Here is a 16,922-nt window from a genome sequence, read left to right as displayed (position 1 = left end):
GCCACGTGATGCCTCTCCATGGAGTCAGGAGCCAGACGGGTCGAGGTGAGGGAGCGGCTTGCCGGTGAGTGCGGCGGTAAGGAGGGCTTCGCCGGGTGTCATGCCTTGGCCGAGGTAGCGCCAGTGCGCGACGACGAGGACCTGGTCGTCGTCGAAGGGCAGACGTCCGGTTGTGGGCTCGTCGTGTTGGTGCCGGTTGTGGTCGACGCGGGCTTGGCGGAGTGCGCCGAGGGTGGTGGAGTAGCGGCGGGATTTGGTGGAGAAGTGGCCGCGGAAGCCGAGCATGTGCGCCCACTCGGCCAGGCGGAGCCCCGCGTACTCCTCGATGGCGCCGAGACGGAGGCATTCGGCGATGAGTCGCCGGGCGTGGCTGCTGACGGGGAGGTCGGTCAGTTCGTCGGTTGGTCTGATGCGGCGGTCGAGGGTGCCGACGCATTCGGCGGCTTTGGTGGCGTACTTGGCGATGTAGCCCGCCACCGCCGTATCGGTGAGTTCCCCCGTGGTGGTGATCGGCCGGACGTCGACCTGTGAGCCCCAGGCATGCGTCAGGGCCGGGACACCGCCCGCCGCCGGAGTAGAGACGGTGACCGCGCCCGCCGCATGGTCGACGGCCGCCTTGAGCAGGTCGAGGGTCGCCCAGGCGGGCGGTTGCGCGTCAGGGCCGCCGGGACCGTCCAGCCGAATCACGGCGTGGAAGTGGACCAAGCCGCGCCGCTGATACTCGGCGACCTTGGCGAACGACACCGTGAGGACGTCCCGCAGGTCGGCGACCCGCAGGCCCGCCGACCGGGCGACGTAGCGCCGGAAGGCCAGGGCGAACCGGCGCCACAGCTCAGGAGCGTGGGCGTTCCACAGCACCGCGCCCGCGTAGTCGAAGCAGTCGGGGCAGATGGGTTGCCCGAGGCGCGGGTCTGCGTCCCCGTGTCGGACGGTGCAGGAGACCGGCCGCCCATGCGGACAGGCCCCGCCATCACGCCGGGGACGGCAGGCGACCACGCCGCCGGCCTTGCCGGTGCGGCGGGAGTGGACGGGCCCGAACGAGGGCGCGGTGAGCGTGACGAACGCCGCCGGATGCTGGGTGACGGTGTCCGGGACGCCCTTGCCGCCGACCAGGCCCGCGCGGACGAGTTGGTAGGTGTCCGCGCGGTAGATCTCGGCGCACGCCGGGCAGCGGGACGCGCGCCGGGTCTTGCATGCCACCCGGAGTGTGCCGCCGGGTTCTTGGGCGGTGGAGTAGTGGCGGAGGATCTCGCCGGTTTGGGGGTCCAGGTGGGTGACGCGTCCGCGGAGGTGGACGGGTTGGGCGCATCCGCCGATGGAGTGTGCGCGGGCGGCCCATCGGCGGAAGTCGCGGCGGTTGAACCGCGTGGCCATGTCCCGCGCGGCGATCTCGGAGACGTGTGGAGCAGCTTGCGGCACGATGGACGGGTCTCCCTATCCGTTCAGGTGGCTAGTGGGGACGGGCCCCCGGCGCGGCTCTCTTGCTTGGCGGCTTGTGGCCGCGCCGGGGGCGGAGCTAGAACGCCGACACCAGCAGCGAGAGTGCGTCGGCGAGCAGGGCCAGGCCCTCGAAGAGAGCGCGAATGGCCTGGGCGGCGGATCCGGGATGCCGGAGGGCGAACAGGCCCAGGACCAGCCAGAAGCAGGCGAAGGCGCAGCGGCGCAGGAACATCGAGTGCCCTTCTGTCAGGTGTGGCCGTGGCCGTTGCAGTCGGGGCAGGTGGACCCGTCGGAGGCGACCCCGCCCCCGCCGCACGTCCCGCACTGCCACCGGCACACGCCCCAGCGGCGACGAGTTGTCCGAGAGCGCATCAGGCCGCCCGCCCCTCGTCACCGCCCTGGTCGGGGTCGAGGCGGATGTTGTCGCGGTAGCTCATGTGGGCGTTGTGTTCGTCCATCTGCCGGTCGGGGATGTGGACGATGCGGTAGGAGATGCGGCCGAAGGACTTGTGAGCGCCGTAGTGGCCGCCATGGCAGCGGTTGTCGTAGACCGGGACGCCCAGGAGCGCGGCGGCTTGGTCGACGAGGGCGACCCCTGCGGCGTCGTCTCCCTCGTTGGTGAAGACGTGGTAGTCCCCGCCGTACTCCTTGACCGGAACGGCCGGGTTGGCCTCCAGGAAGTCGGCGAGGGCACGCAGGCCGTTGATGGTCTGGTGGCGGGCGAACAGGTCACCGGGCACAGGAAGAGAGATCTGGCCGTTCGGGGCGGTGGACGCGGTCATGGCAGGTTCCTCCACAGGGTCAGGCGACGGGTGCGGTTGCGTGGGGGTGTTCGGTGCGGAGCTGGCGGAGCAGGTCTGAGGCGAGTTGGTTGGAGACGCCGAGCCGGGCGCGCAGCGCGTCACGGGTGATCGGCCGCCCGTGCCGGCTTTCGTGCTCGGAGGCGACGCGGCGGGCGAAGTCGACCAGCGGGGCGGCCGGAGCGGGATCGGGCGCGGGCACCGCGGTTTCCTCGGCGGCCGGGGCTGCGGCCGGGACGGGGACGGGGATGGAGGTCTGGCCGTCCTGCTCGTCGCGGTCGCGGTCGCGGGGTTCGTCCTGGGCAGCGGGGACGGCTGCGGCGACGGTGGGGTGTTCGTCCTCCCAGACCACCCACGGGGACGGCGGCGAGGACGAGACGGACGAGGACGGGGCCGGGGCCGGGGCCGGGTCGGGACGGCCGAAGGACTCAGGGACGGGCGAGGTGCGGGCCGCCGCCCGGGTGCCGGCCTTTCGGCGTTCCAGCATCGACACCGCGACCAGGAATGCGCCCGCAGGAGTGCCCGCGGTGATCCAGCCCCACACCGAGGGATCGGCTTGGGCGAGGTTGGCAGCGAGGGAGAGCAGGATCCCGCCGACTAGGACGACGGTCGGCCAGGACAGCCGCCCCGTTTCCCGCCCGGTGCTCTTGTCTCGCTGACGTTCCCCAGCCGCCATGACGCACGTCAGGTCGATGCAGACCGCAATGGCCCACGCCATCCACCCGCCTTGACCATGCTCGGTCGCCGTGTCGCGGATGTGGGTGAACGACCCCGCCGCCGCGATCCCAGCCAGCACCACCACCGGCCCCGAATCAGCCACCGCGCCGAACAGACGGCGACTCATGCGGCCCGCCGGTCGGTGACGAGGGCGAGCAGGGCGACCAGTTCGGGGTCACAGCGATGGAGGTCGGTCCAGTCGTCGGCTTGCGCCGGGGACGAGGAGGCGAACGACTCGGCGCACTGCTGGCACCGGGCGACGTGCAGTGAGCGGAACTCGTCCCACTCGACTCCAACCGGCCACACGTCCCAGGACGACACCGACGCCATCCGGGACGAGGACGGGGACGAGGGGGACGGAACGGCGACGAACCGGGGACGAGGGCGGGGACGAAGGGGACGGACGCGGGCGACCATCGGGCAGCCTCCAGGGACGGTTTTGGGCAGGGGGCGGTAGGGACGTGGCGTAATCAGGGCTCACGCCGAGCCGGAAGGTGAGGTAGGAGAGGTGTCTACGCGGCGGGGCGGACGACCGGGGCGGAGCCGACGAGGGTCTCCCAGTCAGGGGTCAGGTGCGCGAAGTCCCGCGCGGCTTGCTCGGCTTCGCTCTCGGGGACGTAGACCGAGCGGGCGCGGTGCCATGAGCCGTCTTGGCCGGCGACGATGCACACACCCGGGGTCTCGGCGGGGATGGCGCGGGCGGCGTCTAGGGCGGCCGGGTCGAGGTCGCCGAGCGCCATGTTCGCCGTCTCCGGGTCGTTCACGTGGTGGCACACCCGCCCCGACAACTGGGCCCGCAGCGCGGTGACGCCCGGACCCAGATCGGAGCCGACGCGCTGCCCGCACACGACCAGGTAGACCGCGAACGCCCGCCCAAGCTGGGCGACCCGCAGCAGCGCGGTAGCGGTCTTGGCCACCTGCTCTTTCTCGGACTTGTCGGCCATGAGGAACAGTTCGGCGACCTCGTCCACCAGGACCACGATGGGCACCGGCCGCAGATCCTCAGGCAGCGTCCACACGTTGCGGGCACCATGCGCCCGGCAGGTGGCCATGCGGTTCTCGACCTCGCCCACCAGATCGACCAGCAGATCCACCGACTCTTTGCGGGTGGTCGCCAGCGCCGACAGCCGAGGCGCGTACGGGGTGAACTCGACCCCGCCCTTGAGGTCGAAGCCCACCAGAGCGACCGGTTGCGGAGCCAAGCCCTTGAGCAGGGCGTTGGCCAGGTTCGACTTCCCCGACTGCGTCGCGCCGACGTTCAGCCAGTGCGGCACCGCACGGAAGTCGATCACCCAATCCCGGCCGTTCTCCAGCTTCCCGGGACGCACGGTCAGCAGCTCACCGGTCTCCGGTTCGGTGACCGCCTCGACCAGCGGGTCACGCATCGTGGCCCACAGGGTGACGCGACCGGGCCGGACGTCGACCACCCGGACGGAGTGCACACGCCAGGCGTGCGCGATCCCCTCGGCCGCCTTCTCGTAGTCGGCGGGGACTTGCCCGTCGTGCAGGCGCAGCCGCATCCGCCACCCCAGCCGGGTAGGCCGCAGCAGGCCGAGGCGGGGGGAGCGCTCGACGTCGACCCGCCGAACCCGCCGCTTGTGCTCGACCACCGTCGCCGCAGAACGCGAAGCAGGCCCGACCACGGGGATGGCGTCCAGGGTGAGGCGGAACCGGCGCCGGTTGCGGGTGAGCTTGCAGCCCGACGCGACGTGATGCCACGTCAGATACACCAGCACCGCACGGGCCGGGAAGCCGACGCCGTACCAGAACGACACCGGGTGGACCCGGCGCCAGGCCCAGAGCCCGGCCGCCGCAGCGGCCAGGACCCCGAGCACCAGGACGAAGTCAGTCATGACGGCCGCCCCGTTCAGGCCACGCCCGCCGGAGCGGACGAGTCCGACGCCTGAACTGCGGACACGGGGGCGATGCGCTCAGCCCGGTAGGCAACTCCCCACCGCTTCTCACCGCCGAGAACCGCCTCCCAGGGGAACGCGACCAGCCCGACCGGCGTCACGACCTCCCCGAGCGTGATCGACTGGTCCCCGGTCACCGCGACGTTGAGCAGGTCAACGCGCCCCATCGGGCCAGCGGCCGACAGCCCGACCGTGAACACCGTCTGCCCGTTGCGGTCCGTCTTCACCTCCCCCGTGTCCTGGTTGACCAGCTTCGGGCGCGGCGGGGAGACGCAGACGAACGTCAGCGCCGACACGTCCACCGGGATGTTCCGCAAGGTTCTCTCCTGTCGTCCACCCCCCTAGACACTTCCATCCGACCCGATCCGCGAGCGGACTGTCTAGGGGGGTACACGTAGAACATAGGCGAGGAATCGGCGACTGTCTAGGGGGGTCTACAACCTTGCTCGAAGTTCAGTCTTGGACGGTCCAGTAGACGGCGCTGGCATCGTCGGATGCCTTACCGCGCGGCCACCGGCTCCCGTCCGGGTCGGTCGACTCGACCTCGCGTGTCCGTGCGATCAGCCCTCGCGGCCCGTCCTTGCGGAGGACGCCGAGCAACTCCGCCCAGCCCATCAGTTGGAATCGGTCGACCAGCCGGCTAGCGCCGTCACTGAGCAGCGCGACCGCCGCCAGCTCGGCGAGTGGTGTCGACCCGGTCAGCGCCTCGTGTGCCGCCTCCGGCTTGGTGCTGGCCACCCAGAACCCGCCGGGCTGGTTGCGGTAGGAGGCGAGCCGTTCGACCCGAGTCCGCAGGCGTTTCGCGTGCTCGTCGCTGCCGACAGCACAGGGCCCGGCCGGTTCGTCCAACCGTGCGATCACGTCGGCGAGCCGATCGTCGCTGACGGCGGTCGGCGCCTGGTCGAGGCGATCGAGGACGAGAACGGAGTCCGAGAGCACCAGGTGTTCAAGGAGCCCGTCACGGACCCTTGCGAGCGCCACGGTTGCCGAAGGGGAGCCCGGGTGGCCGAGATCGCACGACGTCGCATGCAGCGCGTTGACGCGGTCGATGCTCGTCGCGAGCGCCTCGGCCAGGCCCACGGCGACGTCACCAGCCGCAGCCAGCAGCAGCCCGCCGAGGTTGCGCGCGTACCAGGCGACCGAGTGCGAACACCCCGACTCGACACCCGCCGGAGTGCCGGCACCGTCGACCACGAGCAGCAGCCCAGGCGCCGCCGCCGCGAAATCCTCGTTGTCCCGCTCAGGGTGCCCCGGTTCGCTGGCGATCAGCACGCGCATACGTTCCTCGTCAGGTCGAGCCTTCGTCGTGCCGGTAGATCGGGGTCAGCAACTCGGTCCGCACCGGCTCATGGGTGTCCGCGGTGTACTCGGTGCCGACCACGACCGAGAACCGTTCGTTGCCGACCTGCCCCCACAGGCTCCCGATATCCGTGGTCAGCAGATGGACCACACCGAGCGACCCCTCAGGATGGATACCGGCGATGGCCAGGAAGCTTCCCTTGCCGTCCGGCCGAGGCAGCCGCCCCAGATAGCCAACGTCATAGTTCCGGGCCGGATCGTCTTCCTGTCCGGACCGGTGTCCTTCGCCGGTCCGAGTGTCGCGAAGCAGCCACCCGACCTCGTCCCGCTCCCACTCAAGGACGGGGTCCTTGCCGTAAGCCTCGTGCATCGCGGGGGACATCCGAGGCCCGCAGATCACCAGCATCCCGGAGCGGTTGAGGTCAATCCCGCCATCGAGCCCGACATGATCGGACTTCACGGTCAGGTCGAACGTCCGCGCCAGGTCTTCCAGTCGCTGCCCGGTCTTCAGGTCGTCCAGGGCGACATACGTCCGATCGCTCGCAGGGTCGGGCCGCAGGGGAGTAACGACGGTGACCTCACCCGACCCCAGGAACGCGCCCTCAGGCGCCGGCCCCGTGTGCCGGATCTGATGGATACGCCCGCGGCTCAGCCCCGCCGCCTGTGCGATCTGCGCGTACGACATCCCCTGCGCATGCAGGTCCTGAATCAGCCGCCGCCGCAGCCGCGCCAGTTCGGTGACCTCCTGCTGGGCTTCCGCCAAGCGCTCAGTCGCCGCCCGAAGCAGTTCGTACGGGTCCTCGATCTGCGCGATGCGCTCCAACTCGCCTGGCATGACACCCCCTCCGGCATCCACCAGGGAGTCTAGGACTCTAGACACAGCGCCGGAAAGCTCACGCCCCGTCGAGGAGCTGACAACGCGCAGACGCCGCCGCCGACGCGGTATCGGCGGACCGCTCACACCGCGGCGCCGACGACGTCCGCCCAGACTCGCCGTCCGACCCGGACAAGTTCGCTGCCCCATGCTTTGGAGACCGCTTCGACGAGGAAGAGCCCACGTCCGGACACGGCATCCGAGCCGCTCGGTTCGTCGTTCACCGCTGGTTGCGTCTGGGCTCCCATGTCGACCACGGCCACCCGGACGTGCCCGCCGTGCAACTCCAGTTCGAGGACGAAGTTCCCGCCGTCCTCCCCACTCGCCGTGTGCTCCACGGCGTTCGTGCACAGCTCACTCACGACCAGTTCGACCAGCCCGGCAACCTCGTCCGGGACACGGTCAGCGATGAAGGCCCGTCCGAAGGCTCTCGCCTCACTGATCGATTCGGGTCGGCCCGCGAACAGCCGGGACAAGCGCGTCACGTCGATCACCACCCGCGCGTCTAGGGGGCTGAACACCCCGGGGGAGACGCAGCGTATGACAGGTCTAGGGGCCTATTCAATACGCTCAGTGAATAGAACGCAGAACTTTCCGCAGATCACCGGCCGCCCGGTCCACCAGCACCCGAGCCTCGTCCCCGAACACGGCCGACCGCTCGAACTCCTCGAAGATCTCCACGTACGCCCGCACCTCGTCCTCGTCGGTCAAGGTCAGCTCACGCGTGAACGTCTCCACTGACACCGCCGCATCGTCGTACACCGAGAACCCATGCAGCGGCACACGCGACACCGCCGCCCCCGGGACGATCCCCAGCCGCACGTTCGCCCGCCCCGACACCTCCGCCAGGTGGGCGAGCTGCCCCGCCATGCACTCACCCGACCCCGGCCACGTCCGCAAGACGGCCTCCGCCACCAGGACCACGAACCGGCCGCCCTCGTCCTCCAGCACCGAGACGCCGGCGACGGCCGCCCCGATCGCAGCCGCATACTCCGCCGTCCACAACAGCCGAGGCATCACCACAGGCTCGAACGCCCGGACAACCCGAGCCCCCGCAAGCAACTCCACACCGGCCCCACTCCGGAATGACACTCCCGCATCCACTCGACGGGACGTCTCCGCATAAGCCTCACGCACCAGACCCAGCAGCCGCTCAGCCTCAGCTGGTCCAACATCCAGGGCCCCGACCAACCGGGCAACCACCTCCGGATCAGAAACCCGCCGCCCGGTCTCCACCCGAGACACCGTCGGCTGAGGAACCCCAGCCCGAGCCGCCAGGCCAACCCCCGACAACCCCGCCGAGGTCCGAAGCCGCCTCAACTCCCGCCCGATCTCCTCTAGCCGCTCAGCACCCATAACCGAGCGTTCTACCACCCCAGAACCCCACCGACGACCACGCCCAGCAGAGCCGCGCGGGGCTCACCGGCGCAGAGGCCGTACTCGAACTCCGCGCGACTGGAGACCGCGGGTGTGAGCGCTGCGGGTCATACTCGTGCCGCGGCGCTATCCGGGCGCTGTCAGCAGGAGGGGAGCGACATGGCTGAGGTGCTGGTTTTCCACCACGGGCACGGGCTGACCGCAGGCGTCCGCGAGTTCGCCGAGCGTCTGCGACGGGCCGGACACACTGTCCACGTCCCGGACTTGTTCGAGGGGCGGGTATTCGACAGCCTCGAGGAGGGCATCGGCTACGTCGAGAACGCCGGGGTCGGCGCGATTATTGCGCGCGGCACCGCCGCCGCCGAGGCCCTGCCCACGGAACTCGTCTATCTCGGGTTCTCGCTCGGCGTCCTGCCCGCGCAGAAGCTGACCCAGACCCGCCCTGGCGCAAAGGGTGCGCTTCTGTTCGAGGCATGCGTCCCGGTCTCGGAGTTCGATGGTGTCTGGCCCCAGGACCTCCCGGTCCAGGTCCACGGCATGGACGCAGATCCGTTCTTCGTCGGGGAGGGCGACGTGGACGCAGCCCATGCGCTCGTCGAGACGGCGACGGATGCCGAACTTTTCCTCTATCCCGGCGACAGACACCTGTTCACCGACAGCAGCCTTCCCACATACGACAGGCATGCCGCCACCCAGGCCACCGATCGGGTGCTTGGATTCCTCGACCGCATCAAATAGCCCGAGCACACGCCAGCCAACGCCTCCCCAACTCGGGGTCGTCCCTCGAGAGGAACCACACCCGCCGCTGAACGACTACGTCCAGGCAACCAGGGATGCCCTGCCGCTAGATGGCAGGACGCCTACATCACCGAGCGCGGCGACTAGGCCCGCCGAGCATTCGCAACCCTCGGATGAGGATCAGACACTGCCCGATCTCAACGCCGTCGAGGGTCCCATCGAGACCGACGAGGCCCCCGACGCCATCCGCCAGGCCGCCGCCGACTACGAGACCGCCGTCCGGCAAATCACTGGCAAGCCCCGTTCAAGCTGACCATCGAGACCACCAAGTCGATGCCTACTGGGCCTACTGGCTGGACGGTGCCGGCGACAAGGTCCGGCTATGGCTCAACCTCCGCCGCGCCAGCTTCACCAAGGTGGCCGCCCGTCAATCCGCCCTGCATGAAGTCCTCGGCCACGGTCTCCAGGGCGCGAGCTGGCCAGCCTGAGCCGCCGCCGAAGAGGCCCCCCGGGTCCGCCTGATGTCGGTGCACGCCCTGCAACAAGTACTCCTGGAAGGACTCGCCCAGGCGCTTCCCCTGTTCATCGCCCTCGATGACAATCTGCTGGCTACGCCCACAAGTTTGACCAATACAACCAACTTGTCCGCGCTGAGTTGTACGTAACCCTGAACCAGGGCACGAGCATCGCCGAACCCGCCGATCACGCCCGCTTCCGCATGCCATGGACCACAGAGACCGCGATCGCCGACGTCCTCACCGGCAGGGGAGCTAACCCGCAACTTCGCTCATACCTGTGGACCCACCCCGCCGGAATCGACCGGTTCGCCAACCTCGCCGGCGCCGACAGCGCAACCAGAACGACGGTCCTCCAGGCCGCCTCCCGAGACCCACTCACCCCGAGCGACCTCACGGCACTCTGGCCAGCAGGTCCCGCCATCGGCGGCCAAGGCACCTAAACCCCTGGTCAGCCAGCGTGCCCGTCTGCCAAATGAGGACTTTCTCTACGTCTTCAAGGGCGCCCGCTCCGCGGCCGCCGACTGGGTTGGGGTGAGGCGGGCGTGCGGCCTGTTCCGGCCGATCCCACCTCACCCCAACCCAGTCTTGGCTTGGCGTAGTGGTTCCCACGAGAACGCGCGCAGAGAACTGCGTGTTGCAGAGGGGAACTTGTGCAGGTTAGTGCCTGGGCCGACAAGAATCACTACGCTGAAGTCATGGCCACACGGGCGCACAGGGTGCCGCATCAGGACCGCTATCGTCTTGAAGCTGTCCCCCTTGGTCGAGGGGGCTTCGCAGAGGTCTTCCGCGCAACAGCGAAATCGGATGGACACGTCGTAGCACTGAAACGGGCGCGTTCATTTGGCATGGCCGGCGAGCGATTGAAACGGGAAATCGAAGTCCAGCGCTCCTTGGCTCATCCAAATATCATGCCCATCCTGGACTCCGATCCAGGCTTCACCTGGTTCACGATGCCTGTTGCAGAAGGAAACTTGGACAAACTTAGGGCGTCCTTAGATGAAGAGGACCTGGCGTCCATACTTCTTCATGTCGCCGATGCGTTGCAGGTTGCTCACGACGAACAATTGATCCATCGTGATATTTCGCCAGGAAATATTCTGGGCTTGCAGGGGTCTGGCGCCTCACGCTACCGCTGGGTCGTTGCAGATTGGGGTCTCGTGCACCGACCACCACGCGGATCATCTACCCCCCTGACCAAGGCGGGTGTAGGCATGGGCACTGAAGGATTTGCTGCGCCAGAGATATGGCGAGACGCGACGTCCGCGACCCCTGCCGCTGACGTCTACAGCCTAGGTCGGGTCGCGGCGTGGTTCCTCACTGGTCAGCGTCCCTCTCCTGGGGAACCTCTCCTTCCGGAGGGGCAGTTCCAACATTGGCGGGGTTTTATCCGGGCCTGCACTGAATCGCGAAAAGAGCAGCGCTTGGCCACAATGGCGGATTTGAAAGTCAGGCTGGACATCGTCTTTGCTCTCCGTGACGAGCCCCCGGCAACCCAGGCTCGTAAGCTTGTAGATAGATTGCTACTTGGATCAGACGCTCACTTGGACGCATTGACATCTCTTGCTGCAGATCACGTTGATAATTCAGCGCTATTCATTGACCACCTAGCCCGCGTTCCGACTGGTCGGGTAAAATCTTGGGTTGCCGACAAACCGCAGGAAGCGGCACATCTCGCCCAGCAGATGGTGCGACACCTACTTCACAGCCCTTGGGAAGATCGCGACCCACGCTACGCGGGAACTCCCCTAGCATTTGTGCACAGCGTCCTACAAGCGCTGATAAACCACCGTCGCATCGGCTTGGCGGAGGATCTTGCAGAAGATTTTTTTGCAGCTGAGGCAAGATGGCAACACGGGGCTCAGCGGATACGTACCATCGAGTGGATGGCGGATCTTAACGAAGAGGCAGGAACGGCGATGGCTCGCGCGTTTGCTGACCGGCCAGCAGTGATAGCTTACTATCAGCAGCCAGCCTCGTGGGCCTGCCAGAGTACTGCTCTTGGAGCTGTCTTGCGCTCACCGGTCACAGGGCAGTGACTGAAAGTAAAGATCAAATGCACCTGCCACCGTGGCGTTGGGCCCTACACCGTGGTGAAATAGAGTATGCACTCGACGGGATCACAAGACTCCAGCACCAACAAGCCGACAGGTACTCAAGCGCTCCCGACGGACCTCGGCGCCTTCCCTGAAGCAGTAGGCTCCGGCCGGGGCCGGAGCCATGGTACTAGCTCCAAAGCGCCTTTCGACCGATGGTTTCGCTACCCCGCCGGCTTCGCAACCGACTATGTTTCTCTGTTGCTTGATCAGCTTGAACTGCCATCGCAAAGCCTCATCGTTGATCCGTTCGCCGGTTCCGGCGTTACAGGAACAGCTGCACGCAACAACGGGCTCCGCTTCCTGGGGATCGAAGCCCATCCGTTGATTGCCGAGCTGGCGCAGCTGAAACTGCAGAGGCCTCCGGCGCCTCCAGATGACCTACTTCGCGCCAGTGCCGAACTGGTCGGCTTGGTGCGCGAAACGATAGATAGCGGCGTTGCAGTCTCGCTTGATTCCGAGCCGGAACTCGTTCGACAGTGCTTCACCGAACCTGTTCTCGCGGAACTGGTCACCCTACGCTCACTCGTAAAGAACGATGCGAGTGTATGGGCTCCGTACCTTAAGTGGGCAGTACTGGGGACGCTGCGTGATGTCGCTTCCGCACGTGTCGGATGGCCGTATCAGCGGCCAGCCGAGCAACGTCAGCCGCGCTATAAAAGCGCGCTCGCTCGATTCGAGAGTCGGGCCTCGCTAATAGCGGGAGACCTGTTGAGGTCGGAACCGGAAGAGGCAGAGGGAATAGTCGTATGTGGTGATTCCAGGCAGGCGCAGATGTGGAACACCGTGCCCCCAGAAGGAGCGCAAGGCTGTGTCTCATCGCCGCCGTACCTGAATAACTTCGACTATGCGGATGCTACTCGCCTCGAACTCTACTTCTGGGGAGCCGCTACTAGTTGGTCAGAGATGTGCGCATCCGTACGAGCTGAGATGATTACCGCGACAACTCAGCAGAGCAGCGTCCCTGCGCTTAGGGAAGCAGTAGAAGGGCTCAGCGCGTTTGCCACAGCAAAACAGATAATGAGCCTAACGCAGGAGCTTGAAGATCAGAGAAAGCTGCGCAAAAGAGGCAAAGAGTACGATCGCGTCGTGCCGGACTATTTTCTTGCCATCGCTCAGGTTCTGGAGCGAATGGCGGCTGCACTCGAACGAGGGGCCCCAATAGTGTGGCTTGTCGGCGACAGCGCACCCTACGGAGTCTACATAGATACGCCAAGATTGATCGGCGAGCTAGCGTCAGAGATTGGCCTAGTCATGGAGAAGGACGTACTGCTGCGGCATCGCGGAAAACGGTGGGGGGGTAACTCCGTACGACACAACGTTGAGTTGTCTGAGCGTCTAATACTTCTACGAAAATCGGACTTTTGAGTGCGATCAGGGGTGAGGGGCGCGTGCACTCTCGAATGCTCCGAGCAGTTCTCGTCGCAGCCGAAGAGTGTCGGATGCTCGCTCAAACACCATCGACTGATTAGCGAGCTTTCCCGCTTCAGATCTGAAGGTAGAAACAAGCTCATCGAAAGCAAACTGCAGCTTCTCAGACGTCAGCGAATTGCGTCTCGCTAGGTCTCTTCCAAGAAAAACAACAACCTCATCCCGGTATCGTTCCGGGACATACAGGAGGCCGTCATCGTCTCTTGAGTCACGATCGATGACGAGGCGATGCGCTAGACGTCGCCGAGCCTCCGTGAGGCCATAACCCTTTTTAAGTTGCAACTCAGAGCCTGATCGGCCACGGCTCACAGAAATCAGTTCAGCAAATCTCGTGGCGGATGCGAAGACGGCTCGATCGATCTCAGCACTCTCTCGATCCCGCAACCGCCGAACTGCACGGGCGGTGCTCGTCGATCGGTTGAGCAGAAGGGTGAGCACGACACCCACGGAGATAGCCTGTAGAACCTCGTTGCCTTGACCTATGCGCAGTGCAATAACCTGATTAATGCGCTGGCGTGACCATTGTCGATAGGCGTCGAGCGCTTTGCTTTCGGCTTCGTGGATATCGTTAAGGGTTAGAACCGAAACTTCTGAGGTGCCGAGGGAACCTAGAAGCGAAAGAAGTAGACGGGCTTCAATTCCGACAAGGAATCGCCCCTCGCCTGCATCAGTAACCAAGGGCTCCCCCAGGCGTCGCGCGTCTCGCTGGAGAGCTTCGGAGATCTTCGGCAAGTTAGCGAGTCTTTCCCGCAACTTGTGGCCTCTCACCAACGGGTCAAAAAATGGCTGACACCTTTGTAGGTCCGCAGCCTCGTCACCGAGTTGATTTTCGTAAGTCACCTCCCAGAGGCGAGTAAGCAACTCAAGCAAGTGCTTAACTTCGTTTCGCGTGAGAACTGCCGACAAGCCGAAGATCTTACGCTCAGTAGTTCTCGACTCCATGTTCGTCAAGTAACGAGCCCCTCCGCAAAGTAGCCGCGCGTTTCTAGCTGCCTGATCCTCGAAGAGAGTACTTCGTCGGTACTCACACCGTCAGGCCGCGAACGTGTACTGAGTGGAAGAATCACTACGACCTGATCGTTAGGATAGGCGCGTTGCCTGTCCTGTAGGTACTCCGCAAGCAACTCCATGCGGTCCACATCAATGAAGGCACTGAACTCGTCTAGCGCAATGAGACGATTTAGGCCGCGACGGTCCATATCAAGCTGGGCGAGGCGAGCTCGTGTGAACGCCAGAGTCTGCTCGCCGCTCGAAAAAGCATCCAGAGGCCTTGTCTGCCGTTGACCATTTACTGACCAAGAGGCAGACATGGAGCTAAGGTCGAGTTCCACGTCGTAACCGTCAGGAAACAATGCCTCGCGCACTTGCTCATTGTTAAACCACTCGTTGATCTCCTTCTCAAGCCAACTGTGTACCGCGTGTGACCAAGTTCCTGTGTTAGTGCCGGCGTTGCGCAGCCTCTCTGCTAGGTATCGCAGCGCCTGAATGATTCCGAGATGAGCCTGCTCATTGTTCTGCAGCCGTTCACGGGCGCGGTCGAGAACCCCAAAGAGTTTCGCCAGCGACTGAACCCGGGAACTCAAGGAGGCATCTGCGTCGGGCATTAGACTGGGGGCTCCGTTCCGAAGCCATCCGAGATCGCCACGGTCCTTGATCTCGGAGATGGTTGCTTCGACATTGGCGATTCCAGTCTTGACGACCTCGCGTCCCCTGGCCGCGCGTTCGGATGCGTGTCTTACTTTCTCTCGTAGTTGTTCCAGTGCCTCTGTTTCGATGGACTGACGTCCTCGAAGACGTGATGGATCTACGTCGAGCCCTTGGCAAAGCTGAACGAGACGCGCTGCCAGAGCCTCCTCACTCTGTCCGCCACCGAGCAGGCTTCGCGCATGCCTCAGACGGGCGACACGTGACTCTTCTTCGCGGCTCTTCTCCTCTGTAGAGTTGCGCATCTCCAATAGTTCATTAAGGGAGTGGATAGCCTTATTCGGCAAAGTAGCCGCGGCATTGCGGAGCCGCTGCTCTGCCCGGTCTCTGTTGACTTTCAGGGTCTCAGCCTCGGCTAGCATGCCCTGGAGGTCGGAGTATTTCTGCACCGCAAGCCGAGCTTCCTGTATGTCCCCTTCGAGGCGCTCAGCATTCGACGTAGCCACCCTGGTCTTCAAGAGTCCGATTTGCCGCGTAAACGCATCGAGCAACTCTTGCACAGTCCAAGTACCGTGCTCCGACGAAGCATCGATCAGCACTTGCTCACCCAGTTCGGCGTCTGAGGCCTCTCCCAGTGGTTGAGTCAAGCGGTGCAGGAGTTCGACTATTACCGGCGTGACATGGATCTTCGGTCTCAACTCGATCAGGTCGGTTAGCCGTCGCTCCGCTGCCCTTAGACCCTCGGCTATAGCTTGTCCGGTTGCTTCGATATCTAGTTCGCCAGCAGCTTGGATGAGCGAATTTCTTGCTTGTGAATACTTTTGATTCTGGCGAGTCAGGTGTTTCTCGGCGTTGGTTAGTTCGCGCTGCGCCTCTGCATCGCGATGCTTACGATCGCTGGCAGCTATGATCTGCTGGTTGAGTTGTTCGCGTTCGATATTCAGCTGATCGAGGCGTTGCGTTATCTCATTTATCTGCTCATCGAGTTCAGAACCATGCCCCGTAACCTCTTCGAGCCGATCGGAAGTCTCTACTGCGGCAGTTAGGGTCTCAATCCTTCGCTCGCGCTCGCTCAATTGACGCTTAAGCTTGGCCAGTTCCGATTCAGCCGCACTGAGATTCGCTGCGTCCGCAGGAAGGCGCAGGATCTCGGACGGTGGAAGCATCTCTTGCAACGCACCCAAGACAATCTCAACCGCGCGTTGACGTTCAGCCACAAGCGAGTATGCACTCTCCAGCATTGCAGCTTCCCTGGAGACGCGGGTGGCCAGGGTCTGAGGGAAAGTTTCACCTACTACTATACGTTCGACTTGGAGAATTTCAGCAACGTCTTTGCTGGTTGCAACTCGATCGTCTATTCGTATTGTTCCGATAAGTTCTTCCAAAGGTTCCGGCGTTTGAGGCCACCTCGTGGGATCCATGTCCCATGTGATTCTCTCTGCCCCTTGCAAACTGCGGACTTCGATATCCGCATGTATCAGCTGATCGCGAAAAGTGCGCCACGATTGCGTGTTATTGGCGAACGGCTGGCCTCCGCCGCACAACTCTAGAAGGCGAATAGCGCTACTTTTGCCGATCCCGTTGTATCCTTCGATTCTGCAGAGCTTAATGTCTGGAATGTCGTTAATGATGCGAAGGCCGCGGCGGCAGTGAGCGTTAATCTTGAACTGCATCACTCACGATCCTCTCAAGAGTTGAGTGCTCATCGAAGTTATCTGCAAGAAAAAGCTGTATCAGGTTTAGATCGATTTCGGGTATCGCTTCGTCGTTGTCAGGGTTCTCAGCTCCTCTTTCTTTCGCTGCTTCGGTTATTGCTTCTAGCAGTTCTTGAATTGGCTGCCCTTGGGGTCTTGGCACTAAACGCCCCTTATCTACGCCTGCCAGGATGGTTGCTGGAGGCACTCAGTCAGCTTAGTACGAGAGCCCACTCTGTGGATGGCTGTGCGTGGCAAAATTCGTTACGGTCGCTGTGCTCGGTCTTGCTCGGCAAGAGGTCCTACGTGTGGTCATGAGACCGACTAGAGGACACGTAGGTGGATCACCAGGTAGAGGAGGGACTGGCGGGCTGGTCGTATGTC

General features: G+C 64.6%; 17 protein-coding genes. 3 read left to right on the top strand and 14 right to left on the bottom strand.

Annotated elements, in window-relative coordinates:
- Nucleotides 1-24 precede the first annotated feature (24 nt).
- The 11 genes from AB0H37_RS19090 to AB0H37_RS19040 all read right to left on the bottom strand — a co-directional run bounded on the left by AB0H37_RS19090 (nt 25) and on the right by AB0H37_RS19040 (nt 8,399).
- Nucleotides 25-1,419: a replication initiator gene (locus tag AB0H37_RS19090; protein ID WP_360614066.1), complete on the bottom strand. Its 1,395-nt coding sequence runs from the start codon at nt 1,417-1,419 to the stop codon at nt 25-27.
- Nucleotides 1,420-1,516: 97 nt separating this feature from the next.
- Nucleotides 1,517-1,672, bottom strand: coding sequence for a hypothetical protein (locus AB0H37_RS19085; protein WP_360614064.1), 156 nt, complete (start codon nt 1,670-1,672; stop codon nt 1,517-1,519).
- A gap of 139 nt (nt 1,673-1,811) precedes the next feature.
- Nucleotides 1,812-2,222, bottom strand: coding sequence for a hypothetical protein (locus AB0H37_RS19080; protein WP_360614062.1), 411 nt, complete (start codon nt 2,220-2,222; stop codon nt 1,812-1,814).
- 19 nt (nt 2,223-2,241) lie between these two features.
- A complete protein-coding gene (locus AB0H37_RS19075; RefSeq protein WP_360614061.1) occupies nt 2,242-3,084 on the bottom strand; it encodes a DUF2637 domain-containing protein in 843 nt (280 codons plus the stop codon).
- Nucleotides 3,081-3,374: a hypothetical protein gene (locus AB0H37_RS19070; protein WP_360614060.1), complete on the bottom strand. Its 294-nt coding sequence runs from the start codon at nt 3,372-3,374 to the stop codon at nt 3,081-3,083. Before AB0H37_RS19070 ends, AB0H37_RS19075 begins: the two co-directional genes overlap by 4 nt.
- A 95-nt stretch (nt 3,375-3,469) precedes the next feature.
- The gene (locus AB0H37_RS19065) at nt 3,470-4,810 is read right to left on the bottom strand and encodes an FtsK/SpoIIIE domain-containing protein (RefSeq protein ID WP_360614058.1); all 1,341 of its coding nucleotides are present in this window, start codon (nt 4,808-4,810) and stop codon (nt 3,470-3,472) included.
- A 14-nt stretch (nt 4,811-4,824) separates the two neighbouring features.
- Nucleotides 4,825-5,187 carry a hypothetical protein gene (locus AB0H37_RS19060; protein WP_360614056.1) on the bottom strand — a complete coding sequence of 121 codons (363 nt, stop codon included), beginning with the start codon at nt 5,185-5,187 and terminating at the stop codon, nt 4,825-4,827.
- Nucleotides 5,188-5,323: 136 nt separating this feature from the next.
- Nucleotides 5,324-6,148 carry an integrase gene (locus AB0H37_RS19055; protein WP_360614054.1) on the bottom strand — a complete coding sequence of 275 codons (825 nt, stop codon included), beginning with the start codon at nt 6,146-6,148 and terminating at the stop codon, nt 5,324-5,326.
- A gap of 10 nt (nt 6,149-6,158) precedes the next feature.
- Entirely contained in the window at nt 6,159-7,004 is an 846-nt protein-coding gene (locus AB0H37_RS19050) for a sigma-70 family RNA polymerase sigma factor (RefSeq protein WP_360614052.1), read from the bottom strand.
- 122 nt (nt 7,005-7,126) lie between these two features.
- Nucleotides 7,127-7,540 carry an ATP-binding protein gene (locus AB0H37_RS19045; protein WP_360614050.1) on the bottom strand — a complete coding sequence of 138 codons (414 nt, stop codon included), beginning with the start codon at nt 7,538-7,540 and terminating at the stop codon, nt 7,127-7,129.
- A 73-nt stretch (nt 7,541-7,613) separates the two neighbouring features.
- Nucleotides 7,614-8,399 (bottom strand): Scr1 family TA system antitoxin-like transcriptional regulator, encoded by a 786-nt coding sequence (locus tag AB0H37_RS19040; RefSeq protein WP_360614048.1) that lies wholly within the window; start codon nt 8,397-8,399, stop codon nt 7,614-7,616.
- A gap of 180 nt (nt 8,400-8,579) precedes the next feature.
- Here AB0H37_RS19040 and AB0H37_RS19035 point away from each other — a divergent pair, with 180 nt between their 5' ends.
- From AB0H37_RS19035 to AB0H37_RS19025, 3 genes are all read left to right on the top strand, one after another.
- Entirely contained in the window at nt 8,580-9,158 is a 579-nt protein-coding gene (locus tag AB0H37_RS19035) for a dienelactone hydrolase family protein (protein ID WP_360614046.1), read from the top strand.
- A 1,213-nt stretch (nt 9,159-10,371) separates the two neighbouring features.
- A complete protein-coding gene (locus tag AB0H37_RS19030) occupies nt 10,372-11,712 on the top strand; it encodes a serine/threonine-protein kinase (protein WP_360614045.1) in 1,341 nt (446 codons plus the stop codon).
- A gap of 66 nt (nt 11,713-11,778) precedes the next feature.
- Nucleotides 11,779-13,137 (top strand): DNA methyltransferase, encoded by a 1,359-nt coding sequence (locus AB0H37_RS19025; RefSeq protein WP_360614043.1) that lies wholly within the window; start codon nt 11,779-11,781, stop codon nt 13,135-13,137.
- A 6-nt stretch (nt 13,138-13,143) separates the two neighbouring features.
- Here the strand turns inward: AB0H37_RS19025 and AB0H37_RS19020 are convergent, their stop codons facing one another.
- The 3 genes from AB0H37_RS19020 to AB0H37_RS19010 all read right to left on the bottom strand — a co-directional run bounded on the left by AB0H37_RS19020 (nt 13,144) and on the right by AB0H37_RS19010 (nt 16,746).
- The gene (locus AB0H37_RS19020) at nt 13,144-13,932 is read right to left on the bottom strand and encodes a hypothetical protein (RefSeq protein WP_360614042.1); all 789 of its coding nucleotides are present in this window, start codon (nt 13,930-13,932) and stop codon (nt 13,144-13,146) included.
- 215 nt (nt 13,933-14,147) lie between these two features.
- Entirely contained in the window at nt 14,148-16,520 is a 2,373-nt protein-coding gene (locus tag AB0H37_RS19015; RefSeq protein ID WP_360614040.1) for a hypothetical protein, read from the bottom strand.
- Complete coding sequence (locus AB0H37_RS19010; protein WP_360614038.1) at nt 16,501-16,746, bottom strand: hypothetical protein; 246 nt, start codon at nt 16,744-16,746, stop codon at nt 16,501-16,503. Before AB0H37_RS19010 ends, AB0H37_RS19015 begins: the two co-directional genes overlap by 20 nt.
- Between the last annotated feature and the right edge of the window lie 176 nt (nt 16,747-16,922).

Origin of the sequence: Actinomadura sp. NPDC023710 (genome assembly GCF_040639875.1) — a bacterium.
Classification (GTDB): domain Bacteria; phylum Actinomycetota; class Actinomycetes; order Streptosporangiales; family Streptosporangiaceae; genus Spirillospora; species Spirillospora citrea.
Note: the sequence above shows the minus strand (reverse complement) of the source record. Positions and strands in the feature narration are given on the sequence as shown.

Bases quoted from the DNA above. Each gene is read 5' to 3' on its own strand.
- AB0H37_RS19085 (WP_360614064.1), bottom strand. From the start codon at position 1,672: ATGTTCCTGCGCCGCTGCGCCTTCGCCTGCTTCTGGCTGGTCCTGGGC.
- AB0H37_RS19080 (WP_360614062.1), bottom strand. From the start codon at position 2,222: ATGACCGCGTCCACCGCCCCGAACGGCCAGATCTCTCTTCCTGTGCCC.
- AB0H37_RS19075 (WP_360614061.1), bottom strand. From the start codon at position 3,084: ATGAGTCGCCGTCTGTTCGGCGCGGTGGCTGATTCGGGGCCGGTGGTG.
- AB0H37_RS19070 (WP_360614060.1), bottom strand. From the start codon at position 3,374: ATGGTCGCCCGCGTCCGTCCCCTTCGTCCCCGCCCTCGTCCCCGGTTC.
- AB0H37_RS19065 (WP_360614058.1), bottom strand. From the start codon at position 4,810: ATGACTGACTTCGTCCTGGTGCTCGGGGTCCTGGCCGCTGCGGCGGCC.
- AB0H37_RS19055 (WP_360614054.1), bottom strand. From the start codon at position 6,148: ATGCGCGTGCTGATCGCCAGCGAACCGGGGCACCCTGAGCGGGACAAC.
- AB0H37_RS19050 (WP_360614052.1), bottom strand. From the start codon at position 7,004: ATGCCAGGCGAGTTGGAGCGCATCGCGCAGATCGAGGACCCGTACGAA.
- AB0H37_RS19040 (WP_360614048.1), bottom strand. From the start codon at position 8,399: ATGGGTGCTGAGCGGCTAGAGGAGATCGGGCGGGAGTTGAGGCGGCTT.
- AB0H37_RS19035 (WP_360614046.1), top strand. From the start codon at position 8,580: ATGGCTGAGGTGCTGGTTTTCCACCACGGGCACGGGCTGACCGCAGGC.
- AB0H37_RS19030 (WP_360614045.1), top strand. From the start codon at position 10,372: ATGGCCACACGGGCGCACAGGGTGCCGCATCAGGACCGCTATCGTCTT.
- AB0H37_RS19025 (WP_360614043.1), top strand. From the start codon at position 11,779: ATGCACTCGACGGGATCACAAGACTCCAGCACCAACAAGCCGACAGGT.